At 67.2% G+C, this 19,870-nt stretch carries 19 protein-coding genes; 16 read left to right on the forward strand and 3 right to left on the reverse strand.

Annotated elements, in window-relative coordinates; all coding sequences use genetic code 11:
• Window positions 1-41: 41 nt before the first annotated feature.
• On the reverse strand, window positions 42-1,142 hold the full coding sequence (locus ACO2Q5_RS11185; protein ID WP_423290966.1) for an ABC transporter substrate-binding protein: 1,101 nt from the start codon (window positions 1,140-1,142) through the stop codon (window positions 42-44).
• Window positions 1,143-1,586: 444 nt separating this feature from the next.
• Here ACO2Q5_RS11185 and ACO2Q5_RS11190 point away from each other — a divergent pair, with 444 nt between their 5' ends.
• From ACO2Q5_RS11190 to ACO2Q5_RS11220, 7 genes are read left to right on the forward strand one after another with little or no spacing between them, the layout of a single operon-like run.
• Entirely contained in the window at window positions 1,587-2,573 is a 987-nt protein-coding gene (locus ACO2Q5_RS11190) for a BMP family protein (protein WP_423290968.1), read from the forward strand.
• Between the two features lie 5 nt (window positions 2,574-2,578).
• Entirely contained in the window at window positions 2,579-3,925 is a 1,347-nt protein-coding gene (locus ACO2Q5_RS11195) for an amidase (protein ID WP_423290970.1), read from the forward strand.
• The gene (locus ACO2Q5_RS11200; protein ID WP_423290972.1) at window positions 3,922-5,451 is read left to right on the forward strand and encodes an ABC transporter ATP-binding protein; all 1,530 of its coding nucleotides are present in this window, start codon (window positions 3,922-3,924) and stop codon (window positions 5,449-5,451) included. The genes ACO2Q5_RS11195 and ACO2Q5_RS11200 overlap by 4 nt, the downstream gene beginning before the upstream one ends.
• A complete protein-coding gene (locus ACO2Q5_RS11205) occupies window positions 5,441-6,490 on the forward strand; it encodes an ABC transporter permease (protein ID WP_423290974.1) in 1,050 nt (349 codons plus the stop codon). The genes ACO2Q5_RS11200 and ACO2Q5_RS11205 overlap by 11 nt, the downstream gene beginning before the upstream one ends.
• On the forward strand, window positions 6,490-7,431 hold the full coding sequence (locus ACO2Q5_RS11210) for an ABC transporter permease (protein ID WP_423290976.1): 942 nt from the start codon (window positions 6,490-6,492) through the stop codon (window positions 7,429-7,431). Before ACO2Q5_RS11205 ends, ACO2Q5_RS11210 begins: the two co-directional genes overlap by 1 nt.
• Before the next feature lie 15 nt (window positions 7,432-7,446).
• Complete coding sequence (locus ACO2Q5_RS11215; protein WP_423290978.1) at window positions 7,447-8,739, forward strand: amidohydrolase family protein; 1,293 nt, start codon at window positions 7,447-7,449, stop codon at window positions 8,737-8,739.
• A 2-nt stretch (window positions 8,740-8,741) separates the two neighbouring features.
• Entirely contained in the window at window positions 8,742-9,368 is a 627-nt protein-coding gene (locus ACO2Q5_RS11220) for a trimeric intracellular cation channel family protein (protein ID WP_423290980.1), read from the forward strand.
• A 38-nt stretch (window positions 9,369-9,406) separates the two neighbouring features.
• On the opposite strand, the gene ACO2Q5_RS11225 is transcribed toward ACO2Q5_RS11220, so the two are convergent.
• Window positions 9,407-10,207 (reverse strand): protein-disulfide reductase DsbD domain-containing protein, encoded by an 801-nt coding sequence (locus ACO2Q5_RS11225; protein WP_423290982.1) that lies wholly within the window; start codon window positions 10,205-10,207, stop codon window positions 9,407-9,409.
• A gap of 147 nt (window positions 10,208-10,354) precedes the next feature.
• Here ACO2Q5_RS11225 and ACO2Q5_RS11230 point away from each other — a divergent pair, with 147 nt between their 5' ends.
• From ACO2Q5_RS11230 to ACO2Q5_RS11265, 8 genes are all read left to right on the forward strand, one after another.
• Entirely contained in the window at window positions 10,355-10,906 is a 552-nt protein-coding gene (locus tag ACO2Q5_RS11230) for a YqgE/AlgH family protein (protein ID WP_423290984.1), read from the forward strand.
• A gap of 177 nt (window positions 10,907-11,083) precedes the next feature.
• The gene (locus tag ACO2Q5_RS11235) at window positions 11,084-12,004 is read left to right on the forward strand and encodes a lipid A-modifier LpxR family protein (protein ID WP_423290986.1); all 921 of its coding nucleotides are present in this window, start codon (window positions 11,084-11,086) and stop codon (window positions 12,002-12,004) included.
• Between the two features lie 99 nt (window positions 12,005-12,103).
• On the forward strand, window positions 12,104-13,168 hold the full coding sequence (locus ACO2Q5_RS11240) for a Hint domain-containing protein (protein ID WP_423290988.1): 1,065 nt from the start codon (window positions 12,104-12,106) through the stop codon (window positions 13,166-13,168).
• Window positions 13,169-13,365: 197 nt separating this feature from the next.
• Window positions 13,366-13,986: a 30S ribosomal protein S4 gene (gene rpsD, locus ACO2Q5_RS11245; RefSeq protein ID WP_423290990.1), complete on the forward strand. Its 621-nt coding sequence runs from the start codon at window positions 13,366-13,368 to the stop codon at window positions 13,984-13,986.
• 226 nt (window positions 13,987-14,212) lie between these two features.
• Window positions 14,213-14,755, forward strand: a complete 543-nt coding sequence (locus tag ACO2Q5_RS11250; protein WP_423290992.1) for a TIGR00645 family protein — start codon at window positions 14,213-14,215, stop codon at window positions 14,753-14,755.
• Between the two features lie 65 nt (window positions 14,756-14,820).
• Complete coding sequence (hisC, locus tag ACO2Q5_RS11255) at window positions 14,821-15,906, forward strand: histidinol-phosphate transaminase (RefSeq protein WP_423290994.1); 1,086 nt, start codon at window positions 14,821-14,823, stop codon at window positions 15,904-15,906.
• The gene (locus tag ACO2Q5_RS11260) at window positions 15,903-16,841 is read left to right on the forward strand and encodes a prephenate/arogenate dehydrogenase family protein (RefSeq protein ID WP_423290996.1); all 939 of its coding nucleotides are present in this window, start codon (window positions 15,903-15,905) and stop codon (window positions 16,839-16,841) included. The genes hisC and ACO2Q5_RS11260 overlap by 4 nt, the downstream gene beginning before the upstream one ends.
• Window positions 16,838-18,019 carry an extensin family protein gene (locus tag ACO2Q5_RS11265; RefSeq protein ID WP_423290998.1) on the forward strand — a complete coding sequence of 394 codons (1,182 nt, stop codon included), beginning with the start codon at window positions 16,838-16,840 and terminating at the stop codon, window positions 18,017-18,019. Before ACO2Q5_RS11260 ends, ACO2Q5_RS11265 begins: the two co-directional genes overlap by 4 nt.
• Before the next feature lie 176 nt (window positions 18,020-18,195).
• On the opposite strand, the gene ACO2Q5_RS11270 is transcribed toward ACO2Q5_RS11265, so the two are convergent.
• On the reverse strand, window positions 18,196-19,224 hold the full coding sequence (locus tag ACO2Q5_RS11270) for a DUF2125 domain-containing protein (protein WP_423290999.1): 1,029 nt from the start codon (window positions 19,222-19,224) through the stop codon (window positions 18,196-18,198).
• A 77-nt stretch (window positions 19,225-19,301) separates the two neighbouring features.
• On the opposite strand from ACO2Q5_RS11270, the gene ACO2Q5_RS11275 reads away from it, so the two are divergent.
• Window positions 19,302-19,835 (forward strand): gamma-glutamylcyclotransferase, encoded by a 534-nt coding sequence (locus tag ACO2Q5_RS11275; protein ID WP_423291000.1) that lies wholly within the window; start codon window positions 19,302-19,304, stop codon window positions 19,833-19,835.
• Window positions 19,836-19,870 lie beyond the last annotated feature (35 nt).

The raw sequence follows: 19,870 nt of genomic DNA on the forward strand, positions 1-19,870 counted from the left end.
GAGGGTGCCTCCGGGCCGGGTACAGCGTCAAGGGGGTCGTCTTATTCGACGTTGGCGCCGACGATGGCATCCCAGCCGCCGGTCACGGCCGCCTTGTTGGAGTCCACTTCGGCGACGGTCGGGAAATAGGCGGCTTCATACGATTCGGCCGGGGGCAGCTTTTCCATCGCGCCCGCGTCCAGCTTGCCCGCCGCGGCCATCGCGTTGAAGCGCGCCGGGTGGCAGTAGCCCTTCAGCCACAGATTCTGGCCTTCGTCCGAATAGAGGTATTCCATCCACAGCTTGGCGGCATTCGGATGGGGCGCATAGGCGCTGATGCCCTGGACGTAGACACCTGCCAGAACGCCGGTCTTCGGAACGACGATTTCCACCGGCGGGTTGCCGGCCATCTCGTCACCCCAGGCAAGGGCGTTGTAGTCCCATGCAATGGCGATGGGGGTCGCGCCTTGGGCGATGGTGCCCGCCTTGGCGATCACCGGGACGAAGTTGCCCGCCTTGTTCAGCTCGGCAAAGAACTCCAGCCCGGCCTTGCCCGCGTCTTCACCCGAAGCGGCGCCCTTCGACAGGCCCGCGGCCAGCACAGCCAGAATCGCCTGGTTCGAGGCGCGCGGATCGCCTGCGAGTGCGACCTGACCGGCATATTCCGGCTTCAGCAGATCGGCCCAGTCGGTCGGGGCGTTTTCCACCAGATCCTTGTTCACGATGAAGGACATGACGCCGTAGTAATCGCCATACCAATGGCCGTCCGGGTCCTTGATCGAATCGGGGATCTCATCCCAGGTCGAGACCTTGTAGGGTTGCAGCAGGCCTTCGGCCATCATCGACGGGCCGAAGGCAAGGCCCACGTCCACCACATCGGGGGCCTGCGGGCCGGTGTTGCCCTTGTTGGCCTTCACGGCCTCGACCTCGTCAGCAGAACCCGCGTCGGGGTTCAGTTCGTTCACCTGAATCTCGGGGTATTTCGCCTTGAAACCGGCGATCACGTCACCGTAGCCACACCACGAATGCGGCAGCGCGATCGTGGTCAGCATGCCCTCGGCCTTGGCGGCGGCTTCGATTTCGGCCAGCGTCTGGGCCGATACCGCACCGCCCATCAGGGCAATGAGGCTGGCCGTCGCGGCCAGAGTGGTCTTCAGGGTCATGGGTCTCTCCCGGGTTGGTTGTTTATCCGTCTGCGGCGGCACCGGTGCTGCTGTCACCGGCGCCGGTCAGGCGCGTTTTGTAACAGAAACGTAACGATGCCGCGCAGACTCGCGCAAGAGCGTGTAGCGTCCGAATGTGACAATTCTTTCGCGGCTTCGTAACGGCCCGGAAACGAACGGGGCCGGGACGGAACGAATACAGCCCAGGATTGAACATTGATGCAAAGGAATCTGCCCGTGGATGAGGCATTTGCGCGCGGGGACGGCAAGGGCCGGTCCCGCCGGTGGAAATGAGTCGTCAGCCGCCCGGCCCGGCTGCGCGCAAATGCGGCGGATCCGTCCGGTTTGCCCGGCGCTTGGGCGGATCTGCCCCAAGAAGCCGTTGACTCGCACCGGGCGCGGTTCCAACGCTGTTTGCATAACAACCATCAGGGAGATGGACCAATGTCCGACAGATTTCTTCTTTCCCGCCGTGGGCTGATCAAATCCGGCCTCGTGCTGGGGGCGGCCAGCCTTGCGCCCTTTGCCCGGGCGCAGACCCCGGTCAAGGTGGCGGGCATCCACGGCTCTCCGGTGGAAAACGCGTGGAACTCGGTCCTGCACAAGGCCTTGCAGGAGGCCGCGGCCGAAGGGGCCATCGAATATGTCTTCTCGGAAGGGGTTGCCGGGCCGGATTACACCCGCGCCATGCGGGAATATGCCGAAGGCGGCGCCAAGCTGATCATTGGTGAGACGTTCCCGGTGGAAAAGCAGGCGCGTGAGGTGGCGGCGGATTACCCCGACACCGCCTTTGTCATGGGCTCGTCCGGCGGGCCGGAGGGGGCGAATTTCGGCACCTTCGGGACCTGGAACTATGATGGCGCCTATCTGGCGGGCATGCTGGCGGGCAAGATGACGAAGTCGAACGTTCTGGGCTCGGTCGGTGCGATGCCGATCCCGGAAATCAACCTCCTGATCAATGCCTTCGCCGCGGGCGCCAAGGCCGTGAACCCCGATGTGACGCACAAGACCACCTTCATCGGCACCTTCTTTGACCCGCCCAAGGCGCGCGAGGCGGGGCTGGCGCTGATCGACGCGGGCGCGGACCTGTTGTTCGGCGAACGGATCGGCACCGCCGATGCGGCGAAGGAGCGGGGGATCAAATCCGTGGGTTCCCTGATCGATTACACGCCGATGTATCCCGACACCGTGTTTGCCAATGCGCTCTGGGGCTTCCGCCCGATCCTGAACGCCGCGCTGGCCGATATTGCCGCGGGCACGCCCACCGGCAAGGATTACACGGCCTATGCGCTGATGAAGGAAGGCGGCAGCGACATTTCCTATGTGCCGGGCGTGGCAGGGCCGGAGATCGAGGCCGAGATGGAGAAGGTCCGCGCCGACATCAAATCCGGCGCCTTCACCGTGCCGCAGGATTTCAACGAACCGGCCTGAGCGCGATGAAGAATGATGCGACCGCGCTGGCCGGGGCGATCCGCCTTGGCCGGACCACCGCTGATGCCGCTTTGGCCGCAGCGGTCGCGGCTGCACAGGCGCAAGAAGGGCTGGGCGCGGTCTGCCTGCTGCGCCCGCCCGCTGTGCCGGTGTTTGATCCCGGTGCCCCGTTTGCCGGGGTGCCCACGCTGGCCAAGGATCTGGGCGCCCCCTTCGCGGGGCTGCCGCAACGGTGCGGGTCTGTCATGCTGGCGGGTGACGGCACGCAAGACAGCGACCTGGCCGCCCGGTTCCGCGGGGCGGGGCTGGTGCCTATCGGCCTGACGACCAGCCCGGAGTTCGGGCTGTCGCTGTCCAGCGAACCGGCGCTTGGCCCCCTCTGCCGCAACCCGCTGGACCCCGCGCTGTCGCCCGGCGGATCCTCGGGCGGCGCGGCGGCGGCTGTGGCGGCGGGGATCGTCGCGATTGCCCATGCCACCGATGCGGGCGGGTCGATCCGGGTGCCCGCGGCCTGCTGCGGGCTGGTCGGGCTGAAACCCGGGCGCGGCAGCATGCCGGGCGGGCCGGGCTACGGCAACCATCTGGGCGGCATCGCCAGTGAGCTGGCGGTCTGCCGTTCGGTCCGCGATACGCTGACCCTGTTCGCCGCCTGCCACGGCGGGCCGCCGGGACCGTTTCCGCCGGTTGAGTTTGACCAGCGCGACGGGCCGTTCCGCATCGGTCTGGTCGCCGAACCCGCCGAAGCGGTGCGCGCCGAAGCGGTCGAGGCTGCGGCGCGCGATCTGGAGCAGGCGGGCCACCGGATCACCCGGATCGATGCCAAGGCCTTGCAGGCGCTGGCCGCCCGCGCCGACCGGCTGTTCGCCGATGTGGTGGCGATCAATCTGGCGACCTTCGTGGCGGGGGCCGCGCTGGACCTGTCGCGGGCCGAGCCGATGACACGGGCCGTGGCCGCCATGGGCACCGCGATGACCGGGCCGCAGGTCTGGCATGTGACGCAGGACATGGTGTTCCTGTCGCGCGACCTTGGCGCTTTGTGCGACGGGGCGGATGTGCTGCTGACGCCCATGCTCGCCACCGCGCCCAAACCTTTGGGGTATTTCCCGATGGACCACACCGACACCGCCGCGCATTTCGCCCGCATGGCCGGGTTCGCCCCCTTTGCCGCGATGGCCAATATCGCGGGCTGGCCCGCCCTGACCCTGCCCTTTGGCACCGATGCCGCGGGCCTGCCACTGCCGGTGCAGCTGCTGGCGCCGATGGGGGGCGAGCCGGTCCTCCTTTCCCTTGCCAGCCGCCTTGAATCCGGCGAACGCTGGCAACATCCCTTTCCTGTCGCGGGGCTGGCATGAGCGAAACCGTTCTGGAGCTTTGCAACATCACCAAGCGCTTTGGCCCGACGCTGGCCAATGACGATGTCTCGCTGTCTTTGGCCAAGGGCGAGATCGTGGCCCTGCTGGGCGAAAACGGTGCGGGCAAGACCACGCTGATGAGCATTCTTTTCGGCCACTACACCCCCGATTCCGGCACGATCCGCGTCTTCGGCGCCGATCTGCCGCGCGGGCGCCCGCGTGCGGCGATCCGGGCCGGGGTGGGCATGGTGCACCAGCATTTCTCGCTGGCGGGCAATCTGACCGTGCTGGAAAATGTGATGACCGGGACCGAGAGCCTGTGGCGTCTGCGCTCCGACACCACGGCCGCGCGGGCGAAGCTGCTGGCCTTGTCGCAGCGGTTCGGCCTGAAGGTGGACCCGGACGCCCGGCTGGGCGATTTGTCGGTGGGCGAACAGCAGCGGGTCGAGATTCTGAAGGCCCTCTATAATGATGCGCGCATTCTGGTGCTGGACGAACCCACGGCGGTGCTGACGAATATCGAGGCGGAGCAGATGTTCCGCACGCTGAAGGGCATGGCGGCGCAGGGGCTGAGCCTCATTTTCATCTCGCACAAGCTGGATGAGGTGATGGCGACGGCCGACCGCATCGTCGTGCTGCGCGGCGGGCGGCAGGTGGCCGAACGCCGGGCGGCGGAGACGACCAAGGCCGAACTGGCCGAGTTGATGGTGGGCCGCGCCGTCCACCGCCCCCGGCGTGAGGCGGTGACCCCCGGCGCGGTGGTGCTGGAGGCCGTGGGCCTGACCCTGCGGCAGGGGGGCGTGGACCGGCTGAAGGACATTGCCTTTACCCTGCGGGCGGGTGAAGTGCTGGGGATCATCGGCGTCTCCGGCAACGGGCAGGCGCAGCTGGCGCAGGTTCTGGGCGGCACCGCGCGGCGCACGGCGGGCGAGTTGCGGCTGTTCGGCGCGCCGGTGGGGGATCTGACCGTGCCGCAGGTGGTGGCCGCGGGCATCGGCCGCATCCCCGAGGATCGCAACCGCGACGGTGCCATCGGCGAAATGGCGATCTGGGAAAATGCCGTGCTGGAGCGGCTGCCCGCCTTTACCCGCCGCGGGTTGGTGGACCGTGGGGCAGGCATGGCCTTCGCGCAAAAGGTGATCGACGCCTTCGACGTGCGCGGCGGCACCCCCGGCAGCCGCATCCGCCTGCTGTCGGGCGGAAACATGCAAAAGCTGATCCTTGGCCGCAATCTGATGGACCACCCTCGCATCCTGATCGCGGCGCAGCCCGCGCGGGGGCTGGATGAGGGTGCGGTGGCCGCGGTGCATGAACGCATTCTTGCCGCGCGCAAGGCCGGCGCGGCGGTCCTGCTGATTTCCGAGGATCTGGACGAGGTTATGGCGCTGGCCGACCGGATACAGGCCATCGTCGGCGGGCGCCTGTCGCCTGCCGTGGCGGCGGACGGGGCCGATGCGCGACAACTGGGGCTGATGATGGCGGGTGACTGGACCGGAACGATGTCGGGGGCGGCCCATGCGGTTTGAACGGCGGGACCACCGGCCCGCGGGCCTTGTGCTGGCGACGCCGCTATTGGCGGTGGCGGTGGCGCTTTCGCTGGCGGGGGTCTTGATCGCCCTTGCCGGCGCGCCGGTGCTGGAGGCCTTCGGGCGGATCTTCCTGTCCGCCTTCGGCTCGCGCCTTGCGGTGACCGAGACCTTGGCCCGTGCCGTGCCGTTGATCCTGACCGGGCTGGCCGCCGCCGTGGCCTTCCGCGCGCGGCTTTGGAACATCGGGGCCGAGGGGCAGCTGTATCTGGGCGCCATCACCGTGGCGGGGGTATCGGCGCATCTCCTCTCCGGCCTGCCGGGGGTGGTGCAGATCCCGCTCCTGATGCTGTCTGGGGCGGCGGCGGGGGCGGTGCTCTTGCTGATCCCGCTGTGGCTGCGGCTGCGGTTTCAGGTGGATGAGGTGGTGACGACGCTTCTGCTGAACTTCGTGGCGGTGCTGGTCGTCTCCATGCTGATCGACACGGTGCTGAAGGACCCCATGGCCTTTGGCTGGCCGCAATCGGTGCCGGTGGCCGATGACGCCATGCTGCCAAAGCTGGTGCCGCGGTCGCGGCTGCATATGGGCCTGTTGATTGCCGTCGTGCTGGCCTTCGTCGTGCATTACGTGCAGTCGCGCACCGCCTTTGGCCTGCAATCCCGCGCTGCCGGACTGAATCCTGCGGGCGCGGCCTTTGCGGGCGTGCCTTTGGGGCCGACGCTGGTGAAGGTCGCCATGATCTCGGGCGGGCTGGCCGGGCTGGCGGGCGCAGTGGAGGTGATGGGCGTCATGTCCTATGTCACGACCGAACTGTCGCCCGGCTATGGTTATTCCGGCATCGTCGTCGCCATGCTGGCCAATCTGCACCCCTTGGGCGTGGTGCTGGCGGCCGTCTTCATTGCCGCCATGTTCGTCGGCGCCGACGGGATGAGCCGGGGGCTGGACGTTCCCTCTTACATTGCCGATGTGACGGTGGCGCTGTCCTTGCTGTGCATGCTGGTCGCCATCTTCTTCACGCAATACAGGGTGCGGCGCTGATGGATCTTCTGGACATCCTTTCTTCTGCCGGGCTCTGGGCTGCCGTCCTGCGCATCGCCACGCCGCTGATCCTTGGCACCTTGGGCGCGCTTCTGTGCGAAAGGGCGGGGGTGCTGAACCTCGGGATCGAGGGGATCATGACCTTCGGCGCCATGATCGGCTGGCTGGCGGTCTGGGGTGGGGCCGACCTGTGGACAGGGCTGCTGGTGGCGGCCATTTCGGGCGCGGTCTTCGGTGTCCTGCATTCCGGGCTGACGGTGACGCTTGGACTTTCGCAACATGTTTCGGGGTTGGGGGTGACGCTTTTCGCCTCAAGCTTCAGCTATTACGTCTTTCGGCTGATCGTGCCTATCGAAGGCACCCCGCCCAAGATCGAACGCTTTGCCCCGGTGGATCTGCCCGCGCTGTCGGGCCTGCCGTGGATCGGCCCGGCCTTCTTCACCCAGACCGCGCCCACCTATCTGGCGATATTTCTGGCGCTGGCCATGGTCTGGGTCCTGTTCCGCACCCCGCTGGGCCTTGCCATCCGCATGGCGGGTGAGAACCCCCACGCGGCCGAGGCGCAGGGCATCAACCCCATGGCGGTGCGCTATGGTGCGGTGATTGCCGGATCGGCACTGATGGCGGTCGGCGGGGCCTTCCTGACCCTGTCGGCCTTTGACAGCTTCATCCCCACCATGGTGCAGGGCCGCGGCTGGATCTGCATTGCGCTGGTGGTGTTCGCCATGTGGCGGCCAGGGCGGGCGCTTCTGGGCGCGCTGCTGTTTGCGTTTTTCGATGCCTTCCAGTTGCGGCTGCAGACGGTGCTGGGCGGCGCCGTGCCCTATCAGATTTTCCTGATGATCCCCTATGTCCTGTCCATCGTGGCCTTGGCCGTGATGGCGCGGCGCGCGCGCGTGCCGCAGGCGCTGATGCAACCCTACCGGCGCGGAGAGCGCTGAACCCCGGAGGCCCCCATGTTCGACCTGATCTTTCGCGGCGCCAACCTGCCCGATGGCCGCAAGGGCATGGATATCGGTATCCGCAGCGGCCGGATCGCCGCCATCGAAAAGGCGCTGGAGGCCGAGGCGGGTGAGGTGATCGACGCCACCGGCCGCCTGCTGTCCCCCGCCTTTTGCGATCCGCATTTCCATATGGATGCGACGCTGTCCCTGGGCCTGCCGCGGATGAATGTCTCCGGCACGCTGTTGGAGGGCATCGCGCTGTGGGGCGAGTTGCGGCCCACCCTGACGCGCGAGGCGCTGGTCGAACGCGCGCTGCGCTATTGCGATCTGGCGGTCAGCCAGGGCCTTTTGTTCATCCGCAGCCATGTGGACACTTCCGACCCTCGGCTTGTGACGGCCGAGGCGCTGATCGAGGTGCGGGAGCGGGTGAAGCCCTATATCACCCTGCAACTGGTGGCCTTTCCGCAGGACGGCTATTACCGCGCGCCCGAAGGGGTGCGGGCGCTGGACCGGGCCCTGGACATGGGGCTGGATATCGTCGGCGGCATCCCGCATTTCGAACGCACGATGGAGGATGGCCGCCGCTCGCTGGAGGCCCTGTGCCGGATCGCCGCTGAACGCGGTCTGCCGGTGGACATCCATTGTGACGAGACGGACGACCCCCTCAGCCGCCATGTCGAGACCCTGGCGGCAGAGACGATCCGCCACGGGCTGCAAGGCCGGGTGGCCGGGTCGCATCTGACCTCGATGCATTCTATGGACAATTATTACGTATCAAAACTGATCCCGCTGATCGCGGAATCGCAGATGAATGCAATTCCCAATCCGCTGATCAACATCATGCTGCAGGGCCGCCACGACACGTTCCCCAAGCGGCGGGGGCTGACGCGGGTGAAGGAGATGATGGCGGCCGGGGTCAATGTCTCGCTCGGGCAGGACTGCACCATGGACCCGTGGTATTCCATGGGCTCTGCCGACATGGTGGAGGTGGCGCATATGGCGGTGCATGTGGCGCAGATGGGCGGGATCGACGAAAAGCGCGCGCTGTTCGACGCGATCACGGTCAATTCCGCGAAAACCATGGGGATCGAGGGTTACGGGCTGGCGGTAGGCTGCAACGCCGACCTCGTGCTGTTGCAGGCCGCCGACGTGACCGAGGCGATCCGGCTGAAGCCGGTGCGGCTGGCGGTGGTCAAGGCGGGCCGTGTCATCAGCCGCACGCCGCCGCGGATCAGCCAGCTGTTCCTTGAGGGCCGCCCCGGCACGGTGGATGGCGGGCGCGACTTTATTCCCGTGGCGGGCTGAGGGTGGAACTGCCGCCCTTTGCCCTGTCGGCGCTGCCTTTGTGGCTAGACCTGATCGGGACCTTCGTTTTCGGCCTGTCGGGCGGCATGCTGGCGGTGCGGCGGCAGCTGGACCTGTTCGGCGTGATGGTCCTGTCGGTGGCGGCGGCCACGGCGGGCGGGGTGATCCGCGACATGGCGATCGGTGACACACCCGTCGCCATGCTGCGCGACAACCGCTATCTGGCGCTGGCGGTGGCGGCGGGGCTGGTGGCTTTCCTTGCGCATCGGCAGGTGGAGCGGCTGAACAAGCCGGTCATGCTCTTGGATGCGCTGGGGCTGGGGGTCTTTGCCGTGTCGGGCAGCCAGAAGGCGCTGATGTTCGGCCTTGGCCCGGTGCAGGCTTGCCTTCTGGGCGTGCTGACGGCGGTCGGCGGGGGGGCGGTGCGCGATCTGCTGGTGGCCGAGGTGCCGCGGGTGCTGCGGGAAGAGGTTTACGCCGTGGCCGCCATTCTGGGCGCGGCGGTGGCCGTGGGCGGCACCGCGCTGGACCTGCCAGTTCTGGTGACGGCAACGGCGGGGGTGCTGCTGACCTTCGTCGTCCGGGTGCTGAGCGTGCGTCTGGGCCTGCGCATTCCCCGCGCGCGCTGAGCGGGGGCGCCCCGCCTGCGCGCGCATCGCCGGATGCCTCAGGGGGCGGGGCAGCCGTCGACCTCGACCGCGCCCTTGCCGGAAATCACCGTGACGGTGACCGAGGAGCGATCCAGCGCAAAGGGCTTGCCGGAGGGGGGGACCATCTCGGCCACCGCTGTCAGCGTGGCACCTTTGCGGCGGGTCTCAGCCTCGGACACCCAGATCCGGGGATCCTGTGTTTCGATGGCCACCACCTCTTCACCGCCTTGTGGTGGCAGGGCCAGGGTGGCGGTCAGCCGCAACCCGTCCTTGATCGGCTCTACCGTGCAGGCGATGGCCGTCAGCCCGGCCTTCGCCCCGCTGACCGGCTGGGCCGCCAGCGCCGCGCGGATGGCCGGATCCGCAGCGCCCGGCGCCCGGATCACCGCCGAGAGCGACACCGTGGCGGGCAGACAGATGTCGCGGCAGATGCCGAGTTCAACCGTGGCGGCCAGCGTCACCGGTCTGGACGGGTCCTTGGCGACCACCTTCACCGGCAGGACCAGCTGATCGTGATAGCCCAAAGTCCGAAGCCCCGATGTCTCGAATACCGAAGGCGCGGGCCAGTGCAGTTCCACCGATTTCAGGTTCTCGGAAGCGGACCAGTCGAATTGCGGCGGGATGCCCGCTTCGCCCGGCGTGCGCCAGTAGGTCTTCCAGCCCGGGGCCAGATCCAGCCGCAGCGCGGCCATGTGGCTGCCGTCCGCTTCCTGCCAGCCAGTCAGGACCGAGGCGGCAAGCACATCGTCCTGGGTGGTGGCGGCGGCGGGCAGGGCGGGCAGGAGCAGCGCAAGCGCAAGGCAAAGGGGGCGAGTCATGCCGCGCAGGATAGGGAACCGCACGGCGGTGGGAAATCACAAGGCGGCGACAGCAAACGTGATGTGGCCGATCCGCCGCAGGGTGCAGCCGGCACTTGCCGCAGTGCCGCGGGCGTTCCATCTTTTGGGATAGGAAAGGACGAATCGATGCAGCTTGCCGGAAAGGTCCTGATCGCAATGCCGGGCATGGGTGACCCCCGCTTTGCCCGCAGCGTCGTTCTGGTCTGCGCCCATAGCGAAGACAGCGCCATGGGGCTGATCGTCAACAAACCCGCGGAGGAGCTGACCTTCACCGGCCTTCTGGACCATCTGGGCATCAAGGGCGGCACCGCGCGGGAAATCCGGGTGCACTTCGGTGGCCCGGTGGAACGCGGGCGCGGTTTCGTTCTGCACTCTCCGGACTGGAGGGGAGAGGAAACCACGATGGAGGTGCCCGGCGGCTTTCGCCTGACCGGGACCATCGACATTCTGGAGGCGCTGGCCCGCGGGAACGGGCCGGAGCGGGCGCTGTTCGCGCTTGGCTATGCCGGATGGGGGCCGGGGCAGGTCGAGGATGAAATCCTGCGCAATGACTGGCTGATTGCCGATGCCGGGCCGGATCTTGTGTTCCGTGCGGCCGATCCGGACAAATGGACATTGGCGCTGAAGGGGTTGGGCATAGATCCGATTACCCTGTCCCCCGCCGCAGGCCGGGCCTGAGGCCCGGGCCGGGCGCGGCATTTCTGCCAGCCTGCCGCGCTCTTACCCCGGCTTTGCCCCGCGCGCGGATGGACATTGCCCGAAACATGCCACAAACTCTGATCAAACAGAGGCAAGCAGGCCGCGGCAGCAGGGATGAACCCGGCGCTGGCGGTCATGATCGATGCAGGACCACCGATGACCCTTCGCACCACGGCGCTGGCGGCGCTGTTTCTTCTTCCGCTTTGCGAAGCGGCCCTTGCGCAGGAGCGCGTCACCCTTGGCTGGGGGCGCATGTTCTCGAACGACGGGATCGGCGATACCAAGGACCGCTGGCGCACCGGCGCCTATACGATCAGCCGGTTGCGCGGCCCGTCCTGGTCCGGCGAACTGCCCGCAGGATTTGGTGAGATCCTTGAGCTGCGGCTCAGGACCGAGATGATCGCCCCGGCGAACCTGTCGAATCCGGCTGCGGGAGACCGGCGCTATGCCGGGCTGGTGACACTGGGCCTGCACACGCATTTCGACTGGCAGGGGATCGAGACCAGCCTTGGCACCGACCTGACCTTCAGCGGACCGCAGACCGGCATCGGCCGGTTCCAGAGCGCGCTGCACGATCTTCTGGACACGACCAGCCCCGATCCGGCGCTGAACAACCAGATCGCTGATGGTGTGCATCCGACGCTGGTGGTTGAACTGGGCCGCAGCATCGCCCTGGGCGGGCAGGGCACGATCCGCCCCTTTGCCGAGGCGCAGGCCGGGCTTGAGACCTTTGTCCGCGTGGGGGCCGACCTCTCGTTCGGGGGCTATACGCAGGGTGCGCTGATGCTGCGCGAACAGACCACGGGGCAACGCTACCGCGGGGTGCGGGGGGATGTTGTGCCGGGTTTCACCTTCACCCTGGGCGGCGACATCGCAAAGGTCTTTGAAAGCGATCTCCTGCCCGAAGGCGGCGCGGCGGACCTGGCCGAGGAGCGCAGCCGGCTGCGCGCGGGCCTGGCCTGGCAGGGGGATCACGGCGGCGCGGTGTTCTATGGGCTGACATGGCTGTCCAAGGAATATGAGGGCCAGCCCGAGGGGCAGGTGCTGGGTTCGCTGAACTTCAACCTGAGTTTCTGACAACAAACCCCGCGGCTGTGGCGAATTAGCAATAGAAACGTGAACAAAGCCCTGCTAACCTTTGTGCCATAAGAAAAAACACGAGCAGGCATACAGGCAATGGGAACGGGCTTTCGGGCTACGTTCGTCATCTCCTGGTCGCAGACGGAAGTGGACGGTCTCCGGGCGGCAGGCCCCGATGTGCTGACGGTCGGCGCCGCATGGCGCTGGACGGGCACGCCGGTGCGCATCGACGCCGCGGGCGATACGCTGGTTCTGGAAGGGGCAGAGGGCGGGGCGGACATCCGGCGGCGGGCGGCACGTATGGTGCAGCGCCTGATCGGAATTGCGGTCGAGGGAGAGGAGACCGGCGCGGAAGAGCCTGCGGGCGATCTGCCGGACCAGAGCTTTGTCGTCACCGACGGGCTGAAATCGCATATCGCCACCCTTCTGAATGTGCGCGACAGCGGCGCGCGGCTGATCATGTTTCTGGGCGAAATGCCGCCCGAGGGGCGCGATCTGTGGATCGTGCGCACCCAGATCGACCGCACGGGCGGGGCCTCCGGCTCGCGCGAAAGCGGCGGGGTGATCTGTTTCGCGCCGGGGACATTGTTGCTGACCCCGCACGGCGCCCGTCCGATCGAGACATTGCGCGAAGGCGATCTGGTGCAGACCCGCGACAGCGGCGCACAGGAAATCCGCTGGACCGGCAGCCGCCGCATGTCCGGCGCGCGGCTTTATGCCATGCCGCATCTGCGGCCGGTCCGCTTCCGCTCGGGCGCTTTGGGCCGCGGGCGGCCGGACGGCGACCTCCTGGTCTCGCCCCAGCACCGCATGCTGGTGAAGGGGGCGGCGGCGCGCAGCCTGTTCAACGCCGATGAGGTGCTGGTTGCGGCCGAAGACCTGATCGACGGGCAAAGCGTGCTGATCGACACCCAGATCCGCGAGGTGACCTATCACCATCTGCTGCTGGAGCGGCATGAGGTGATCTTCGCCAACGGGCTGGAGACCGAAAGCTTTCACCCGGCGGCCACGGCATTGGATACGATCGACGCCCATGACCGCGCGCGGCTTCTGCAGCTGATGCCCGAGATCGAGGTGAACCCGATGGCCTATGGCGAATTCTCCCGCCGGAACCTGTCGCGGTCCGAGGCGGTGATCCTGCGCCACGAACGTGCCGCCTGACGCGCGGCCAGAGCGGTTGACACTGCCCGCGCGGTCGCTATAAGCCGCGCCACGGTCCCGGGTTCCCGCCCGGGGCTTTTCATTGGTGTTGGTGGCTTCCGCAAGGAAGACCCTGTCGCCGGACCGGCCTGCCGGACCCCGGAGAGGACAACGCCCTTCACATCCGCGCCGGACGGCGCCACAGAAGGAGATCAGCGATGACCAAGCGCACCGCTGCCAAATACAAGATCGACCGCCGCATGGGCGAAAACATCTGGGGCCGCGCCAAGTCGCCCCTGAACAAGCGGGAATACGGTCCCGGCCAGCACGGCCAACGCCGCAAGGGCAAGCTGTCGGACTTCGGGACCCAGCTGCGCGCCAAGCAGAAGCTGAAGGGCTACTACGGCGACCTGACCGAAAAGCAGTTCAAGAAGATCTACGGCGAAGCCGCCCGCGTCACCGGTGACACCGGCGAAAACCTGATCGGCCTCTTGGAGCGCCGCCTGGATGCGGTGGTCTACCGCGCCAAATTCGTGGCGACCATCTTCGCCGCCCGTCAGTTCGTGAACCACGGCCACGTCCTCGTGAACGGCAAGGCGGTCAACATCGCCTCCTACCGTCTGAAGGAAGGCGATGTCGTCTCGGTCCGCGAAAAGTCGCGCCAGATGGCCACCATCACCGAAGCGCTCGCCCTGACCGAGCGGGACGTTCCGGATTACATCGAACTGGACGCCCAGAAGCTGACCGCGAAGCTGGTCCGCGTGCCGGGTCTGTCGGACGTGCCCTATCCCGTCCAGATGGAACCGAACCTCGTCGTCGAATATTACGCGAAGAACTGATCCTTCGCGGATCCCGACCGGAAAGGCCGCATCCCATGGGATGCGGCCTTTTTCTTTGGGGGCGGGGCAGGGCGACCCTGGCGCCCTTCGTCGGAAGGCCGCATCCGGCAGGAAACCGCGGCAGAGAGGCTCGGCAGGATCGGGTGGCTGCGAAAAGTCTGGAAATTCCGCTTCCTTTTGCAGGCGCAGGAGGTATTCAGGCGGCATCCCCGCGAAGGAACCCGTCATGACGACCCCGAACCCCGTCGAGCACAATTTCGAGAAACTGCTTTTTGCCAGCCGCTGGCTGATGGCACCCATGTATCTGGGCCTTGTGGTGGGCCTTGGCATGCTGGTTTTCATCTTCTTCCGCGACCTGTTGTATTACCTGCCGCAGATGACTTCGATGAAATCGGAACAGGTGATCCTTGTCGCGCTGACGCTGATCGACCTGACGTTGGCGGCGAACCTTGTGCTGATCGTGATGTTTTCGGGCTATGAGAATTTCGTGTCGAAGTTCGATTTCGATCCGGGCCAGGACAAGCCGGGCTGGATGGGCAAGGTCGATTTCGGCGGGCTGAAAATGAAGCTGATCGCCTCGATCGTGGCGATTTCCGGGATTCACCTGCTGAAACGCTTCATGGAAATCAGCGACATCGACGCGGCTTCGGCCTTCGGTGAGACTGAGCTGCAATGGCTGGTGATCATCCATCTGACCTTCGTTTTGTCCGGCGTGTTGATGGCGCTGATGGACTGGCTGCAGGCCAAATCCTACGTCAGCAAGAAATAAGCCAAGCTGGCACTGGCCTTGCGCCCGGGGGGCCGCTAATACCCGGGCGACCAGAGGAGACCCAAATGTCCGACGACATCCGTCCGCAGCCCGGCATTCTTGACATCGCACTGTACCAGGGCGGCAAGAGCCATGTGGCGGGCGTCAGCAACATCGTGAAGCTGTCGTCGAACGAAAACCCCTTCGGGCCTTCGGACCGGGTGAAGGATGCCTTCCAGCGCAGCGTCCACAGCCTGCATCGCTATCCCTCGACCGACCACGCCAGCCTGCGCAACGCCATTGCCGAGGTGCACGGGCTGGATGCGGACCGCGTCATCTGCGGTGTCGGTTCGGATGAGGTGATCCAGTGGCTGGCGCAGGCCTATGCCGGGCCGCGGGACGAGGTGGTGTTCACCGAACACGGCTTCCTGATGTACAAGATCTGCGCCTTGGCCGTGGGTGCCACCCCGATCGAGGTGCGCGAGCGCGAGCGGGTGACCGATGTGGACGCCATTCTGCGCGCCTGCAACACCCGCACCAAGCTGGTGTTCATCGCCAATCCGAACAACCCGACCGGCACGATGATTTCTCCGGCCGAGGTGGCACGTCTGGCCGCCGGTCTGCCGCGGCAGGCCATTCTGGTGCTGGACGGGGCCTATGCCGAATATGTCGAAGGCTTCGATGCGGGGCTTGCCCTGATCGAGGGGCGGCAGAATGTGGTGATGACGCGCACCTTCTCGAAAATCTACGGGCTCGGCGGGCTGCGGATCGGCTGGGGCTATGGGCCGAAGCATATCATCGACGTGCTGAACCGCATCCGCCAGCCGTTCAACTTGTCCACCAGCCAGCTGGACGCAGCCGAAGCGGCAGTGCGCGATCAGGACTGGGTTACCAAATGCCGGTCCGACAACACCCGGATGCGCGCTTGGCTGGCCAATGCTCTGGCCGAGGCGGGCGTGCCCTCGGACGTGTCTTCCGCCAATTTCATCCTTGCTCGCTTTGCCAATACCGAAGAGGCCGAGGCCTGCGACGCCTTCCTGCAATCGCAGGGGCTGATCGTGCGACGGGTGGCCAGCTACAACCTGCCCAACTGCCTGCGCATCACCGTGGGGGACGAAGCCTCCTGCCGCCGCGTGGCCCATGCCGTGGCGCAGTTCAAGGGCACCAGATGACCGCGCCGGTCTACAACCGTGTGGCGCTGATCGGGCTGGGGCTGATTGCCGGCTCCATGGCCCATGCGATGCGCGCCGCGGGGCTGGCCGGGGAAATCGTCGGCCATGCCCGGTCCCCGGAAACCCGCGCCATCGCGCGCGAGCTGTTCTGCGACCGGGTGACAGAGACCGCAGCCGAGGCAGTGCAGGGCGCAGACCTTGTGGTCCTGTGTGTGCCCGTGGGCGCGATGGAGGCGGTTGCGGAAGAAATCGGCCCACATCTCGCGCCGGGCGCCACGATAACAGATGTGGGATCGGTCAAGCAGGCGGTGATCGAGGCGGTCCAGCCGCATCTGCCCGCAGGCGTGCATTTCATCCCCGGCCACCCGCTGGCGGGAACGGAATATTCCGGGCCGCGGTCGGGCTTTGCCACCCTGTTCCAGAACCGCTGGTGGCTGCTGACGCCGCTGGAGGGTGCCGATCCGCAGGCGACCGCGCGGCTGCGCCGTCTGCTGGAGGGCATGGGCGCCAATGTCGACGAGATGGAGGCGAAGCGCCACGATCTGGTGCTGGCCGTCGTTTCGCACACGCCGCACCTGATTGCCTATACGATGGTCGGCGTGGCCGATCACCTGCGCCGGGTGACGCAGGAAGAGGTGATCAAATACTCCGCCTCGGGCTTCCGGGACTTCACCCGAATCGCTGCCAGCGATGCCACGATGTGGCGCGACGTGTTTCTGACCAACAAGGATGCCGTCCTCGACATCCTTGGCCGCTTCACCGAAGAGCTTTTCACGCTGCAACGCGCCATCCGCATGGGGGATGGTGAGCATCTTCACGCCTACTTCACCCGCACCCGCGCAATCCGGCGTGGCATTATCGAGGCGGGTCAGGATACTTCCGCTCCGAACTTCGGCCGTGTCGCCGGAGGTGGAGAGGGAAGCGCAGGGGAATGAAGACAAGGCTGGTCACGGTTCTTTTGCTGGCGGCGGCGCCCCTGTGGGCCGAGGGGGTCGAAACGTCGACCCTGCCGAAGATGAACCCGCGTCTGGCCGTGCCTGCTGATGCCGCCGCGCCGCCGGTTGCCGTTACCCTGCCCGCAGAACCGGCGCATGCCGTCCCCGCGCCCGCGCTGCCGCCCGTGGCCGAAACCCTGCCCGCGGTGCCCCCGGCCCTGACCGCGGCGGCGGTTCCGCTGCCGGACGGAAAGCCGCGGGTCAATTTCCAGATTCCGGCCGCTTTGCCTGAAGCCCTGGTCCTGCCGCCGGGCGTTGGGCTGCCGGTGGCCGCGCTGGCCGCAACGCCTCCCCTGCCTGTGGCGACCCCGGTTGCCCCCGCGGCCGCGCCTGCCCCCGTGGCCGCCCCCGTCGCGGCTGTGGCCGAGGTGGAGCCTTCGCCGCGCCCGAAGTCCCGCCCCGAGGGGCTGGCCGATTCGGTGACCAAGGCCACAGCAGGCGGCGGCACCATGCTGGCAAGCTCTCTGCGGCCGAAAGACCGACCCAAGGATATTGTTCTGACCGCCGCACCGGCCGCCAAGGCGGCCAAAGCGCCGGAAGTCGTGATGCCGGAAGAGGTGGAGCCCGTGGCGATGCCCGCCCCCAAGGCCAAGTCGAAGGACAAGGCCAAGGCCTCCAAGAAGGGCTCGGTCTGCGGGGTGGCGGCGATCAAGGGCGAGGAGATTGCCCCCATCACCTCGAAGGTGAAGGGCTGCGGCCTGGCCGACGGGGTGCGGGTCACCTCGGTCTCGGGGGTGCGGCTGTCCATGGCGATCACGGTTGATTGCAATACTGCGAAGGCGCTGAACACCTGGGTCGATCAGGTGGTGCAGCCCGCCTATGGCGGCGCCGTCGTGGAGCTGAAGATCGCCGGGCATTACATCTGCCGTCCGCGCAACAACATCAAGGGCGGCAAGATCAGCGAACATGGCCGTGGCAAGGCGGTGGACATCGGCGGCTTTGCCCTGTCCTCGGGCAAGGTGGTGATGGTCGCGGGCGGCTACAACAAGACCATGCGCAAGGTGCATCAGCAGGCCTGCGGGCTGTTCGGCACCACGCTTGGCCCCGGGTCAGACGGCTATCACGAGGACCATCTGCATCTGGACACTGCGAGCCACCGCAGCCCCTATTGCCGGTAATGTCCCTCCGCAGCCCCGGGGAGGTTTTGCACCTCCCCGGACCCCTCCGCAGGATATTTGTTCCAGTATGAACAGCGCTGCTGCGGAATAGCGATCCTGCCGGGGAGGGCAGGCTTCGGTCTACATGGTCCTGAAGAGAGGCGTGGTGGCGGGTGCCGGAAGGGCGGCCCCTCTGGTCATCCCCCCGCGGGCGGCACCAGCAGGGGCGCCGGGCCGAGGGGCAGGGGGCCGACGCTCATCTGTCCGCCCTGCAGCACGAGGGGCAGGGTCAGCGTGGCCGGATCGCCGCCATCCGCGGCCAGAGCCCGCAGCAGGTTGGTCACGGTCGGTGCGATTTCCGGCTTGACCAGCCCCGCGGCGACCAAGAGGGGCGGCAGCCGGTCCCAGTTGGTGACCGAAACCTCGATCCGGCCCGCGGCAAAGCCCTGGGCGTCGGGGTCCAGCCTGCCCTTGGCCACGATGGCGAGTTCCCCCCAGACGAGGCTCAGGTCCCGAAGGTCGACGGACAGAAGCTGCGGCCGGGTCTGTCCGGCCTGCCGGTCCAGCGGTGCGGACAGGCCCAGCCGGGCGTCGAGATGCAGCCGCTCGATCTCGGCCGGCAGGTCCGAGGCGGGCAGACCGGGCAGCACCACCTGGGCCAGCGCCTCCTTGATGCGGGGATCGGGCACGAAGCGGGTCAGTTGCACGCCAAGATCATAGGTCGCGGCTTCGCCCGGCGTGGCGCGCAGCGCGGCGGCGCTTTCGCCCAGCCCCGCCGTCCAACCCTGCGACGAAACCACCGTCAGCGTCCGCGTGGCCACCCGCGCCTCGGCCAGGGTCAGATCCAGCGAGGGTTGGGTCCGGGCCGAGGCCATCAGCCCGTCCGAGGTCAGCGTCAACGTCTCGCCCGGCACGCCGATGGTCTGCGTCTCGGCAAAGGCAGCGATCAGATGCCACGGCTTCCACGTCATGGCGAAGACCTGCACGAAAGGGGCCTGCCACGACAGGCCCTGTGCGGGATCGGCAAAGTCGATCCCCTCGGCCGTCAGGTCAAAACGGTTGGGAAAACCGCCCACTGACAGGGAAGTCGTCTCGGCCCGGCGTCCCTCGGCCGCCTGCGCGGCCAGAAAAGCGCTGGCCTGCCGTTCGATCACGGTCTTGCCCACGAACCAATAGCCGCACCACAGCGAGGTCAGCACCGCCGCGAAACCCAGAAGCCAGCGCATCGCGCCCCCTTTTCCCTGCCGCATCAACGGTGTTTACAGAGGGGATGTTTACAGGCGCAGCGGAAGGAGGGCCAGCCTTGCACGAACCGCTTTGGGTTTTCGGCTACGGATCGCTGATCTGGAACCCCGGCTTTCCGGTGGCCGAGCGGCGGCTGGCGCGGGCGGCGGGCTGGCGGCGCAGTTTCTGCATGCGGTCGATCCACCACCGCGGGACCGAGGCCGACCCCGGGCTGGTGCTGGCACTGGACCGGGCGGATGGGGCCGCCTGTGACGGCGTGGCCTTCCGCGTGGCGCCGGGGGCCGAGGCGCAGACTTTGGCCGATCTGCGCGAGCGGGAGCTGATCTCCTCGGCCTATCTGGAGGTGGTGCTGCCGCTAACCAGCACCGACGGCGCGCTGATGGCGCTGGCCTATGTGATCGACCCCGATCACGTGCAATATTGCGGCGGGCTGCCGCTGGAGGAACAGGCGGGGATCATCGCCCGTGCCACCGGCGGGCGCGGACCGAACCGCGATTACCTGTGGTCCACCACCGAACATCTGCACCAGCTGGGCCTTGCCGACCCCGAGCTGGACTGGCTGGCCGAGCGGGTCCGTAGCCTGTGCACATGATCGCGCAGTTGCGGCATGATTTGATTTCCCCTGCG

Source organism: Neotabrizicola sp. VNH66, assembly GCF_049445895.1.
GTDB lineage: Bacteria > Pseudomonadota > Alphaproteobacteria > Rhodobacterales > Rhodobacteraceae > Pseudogemmobacter.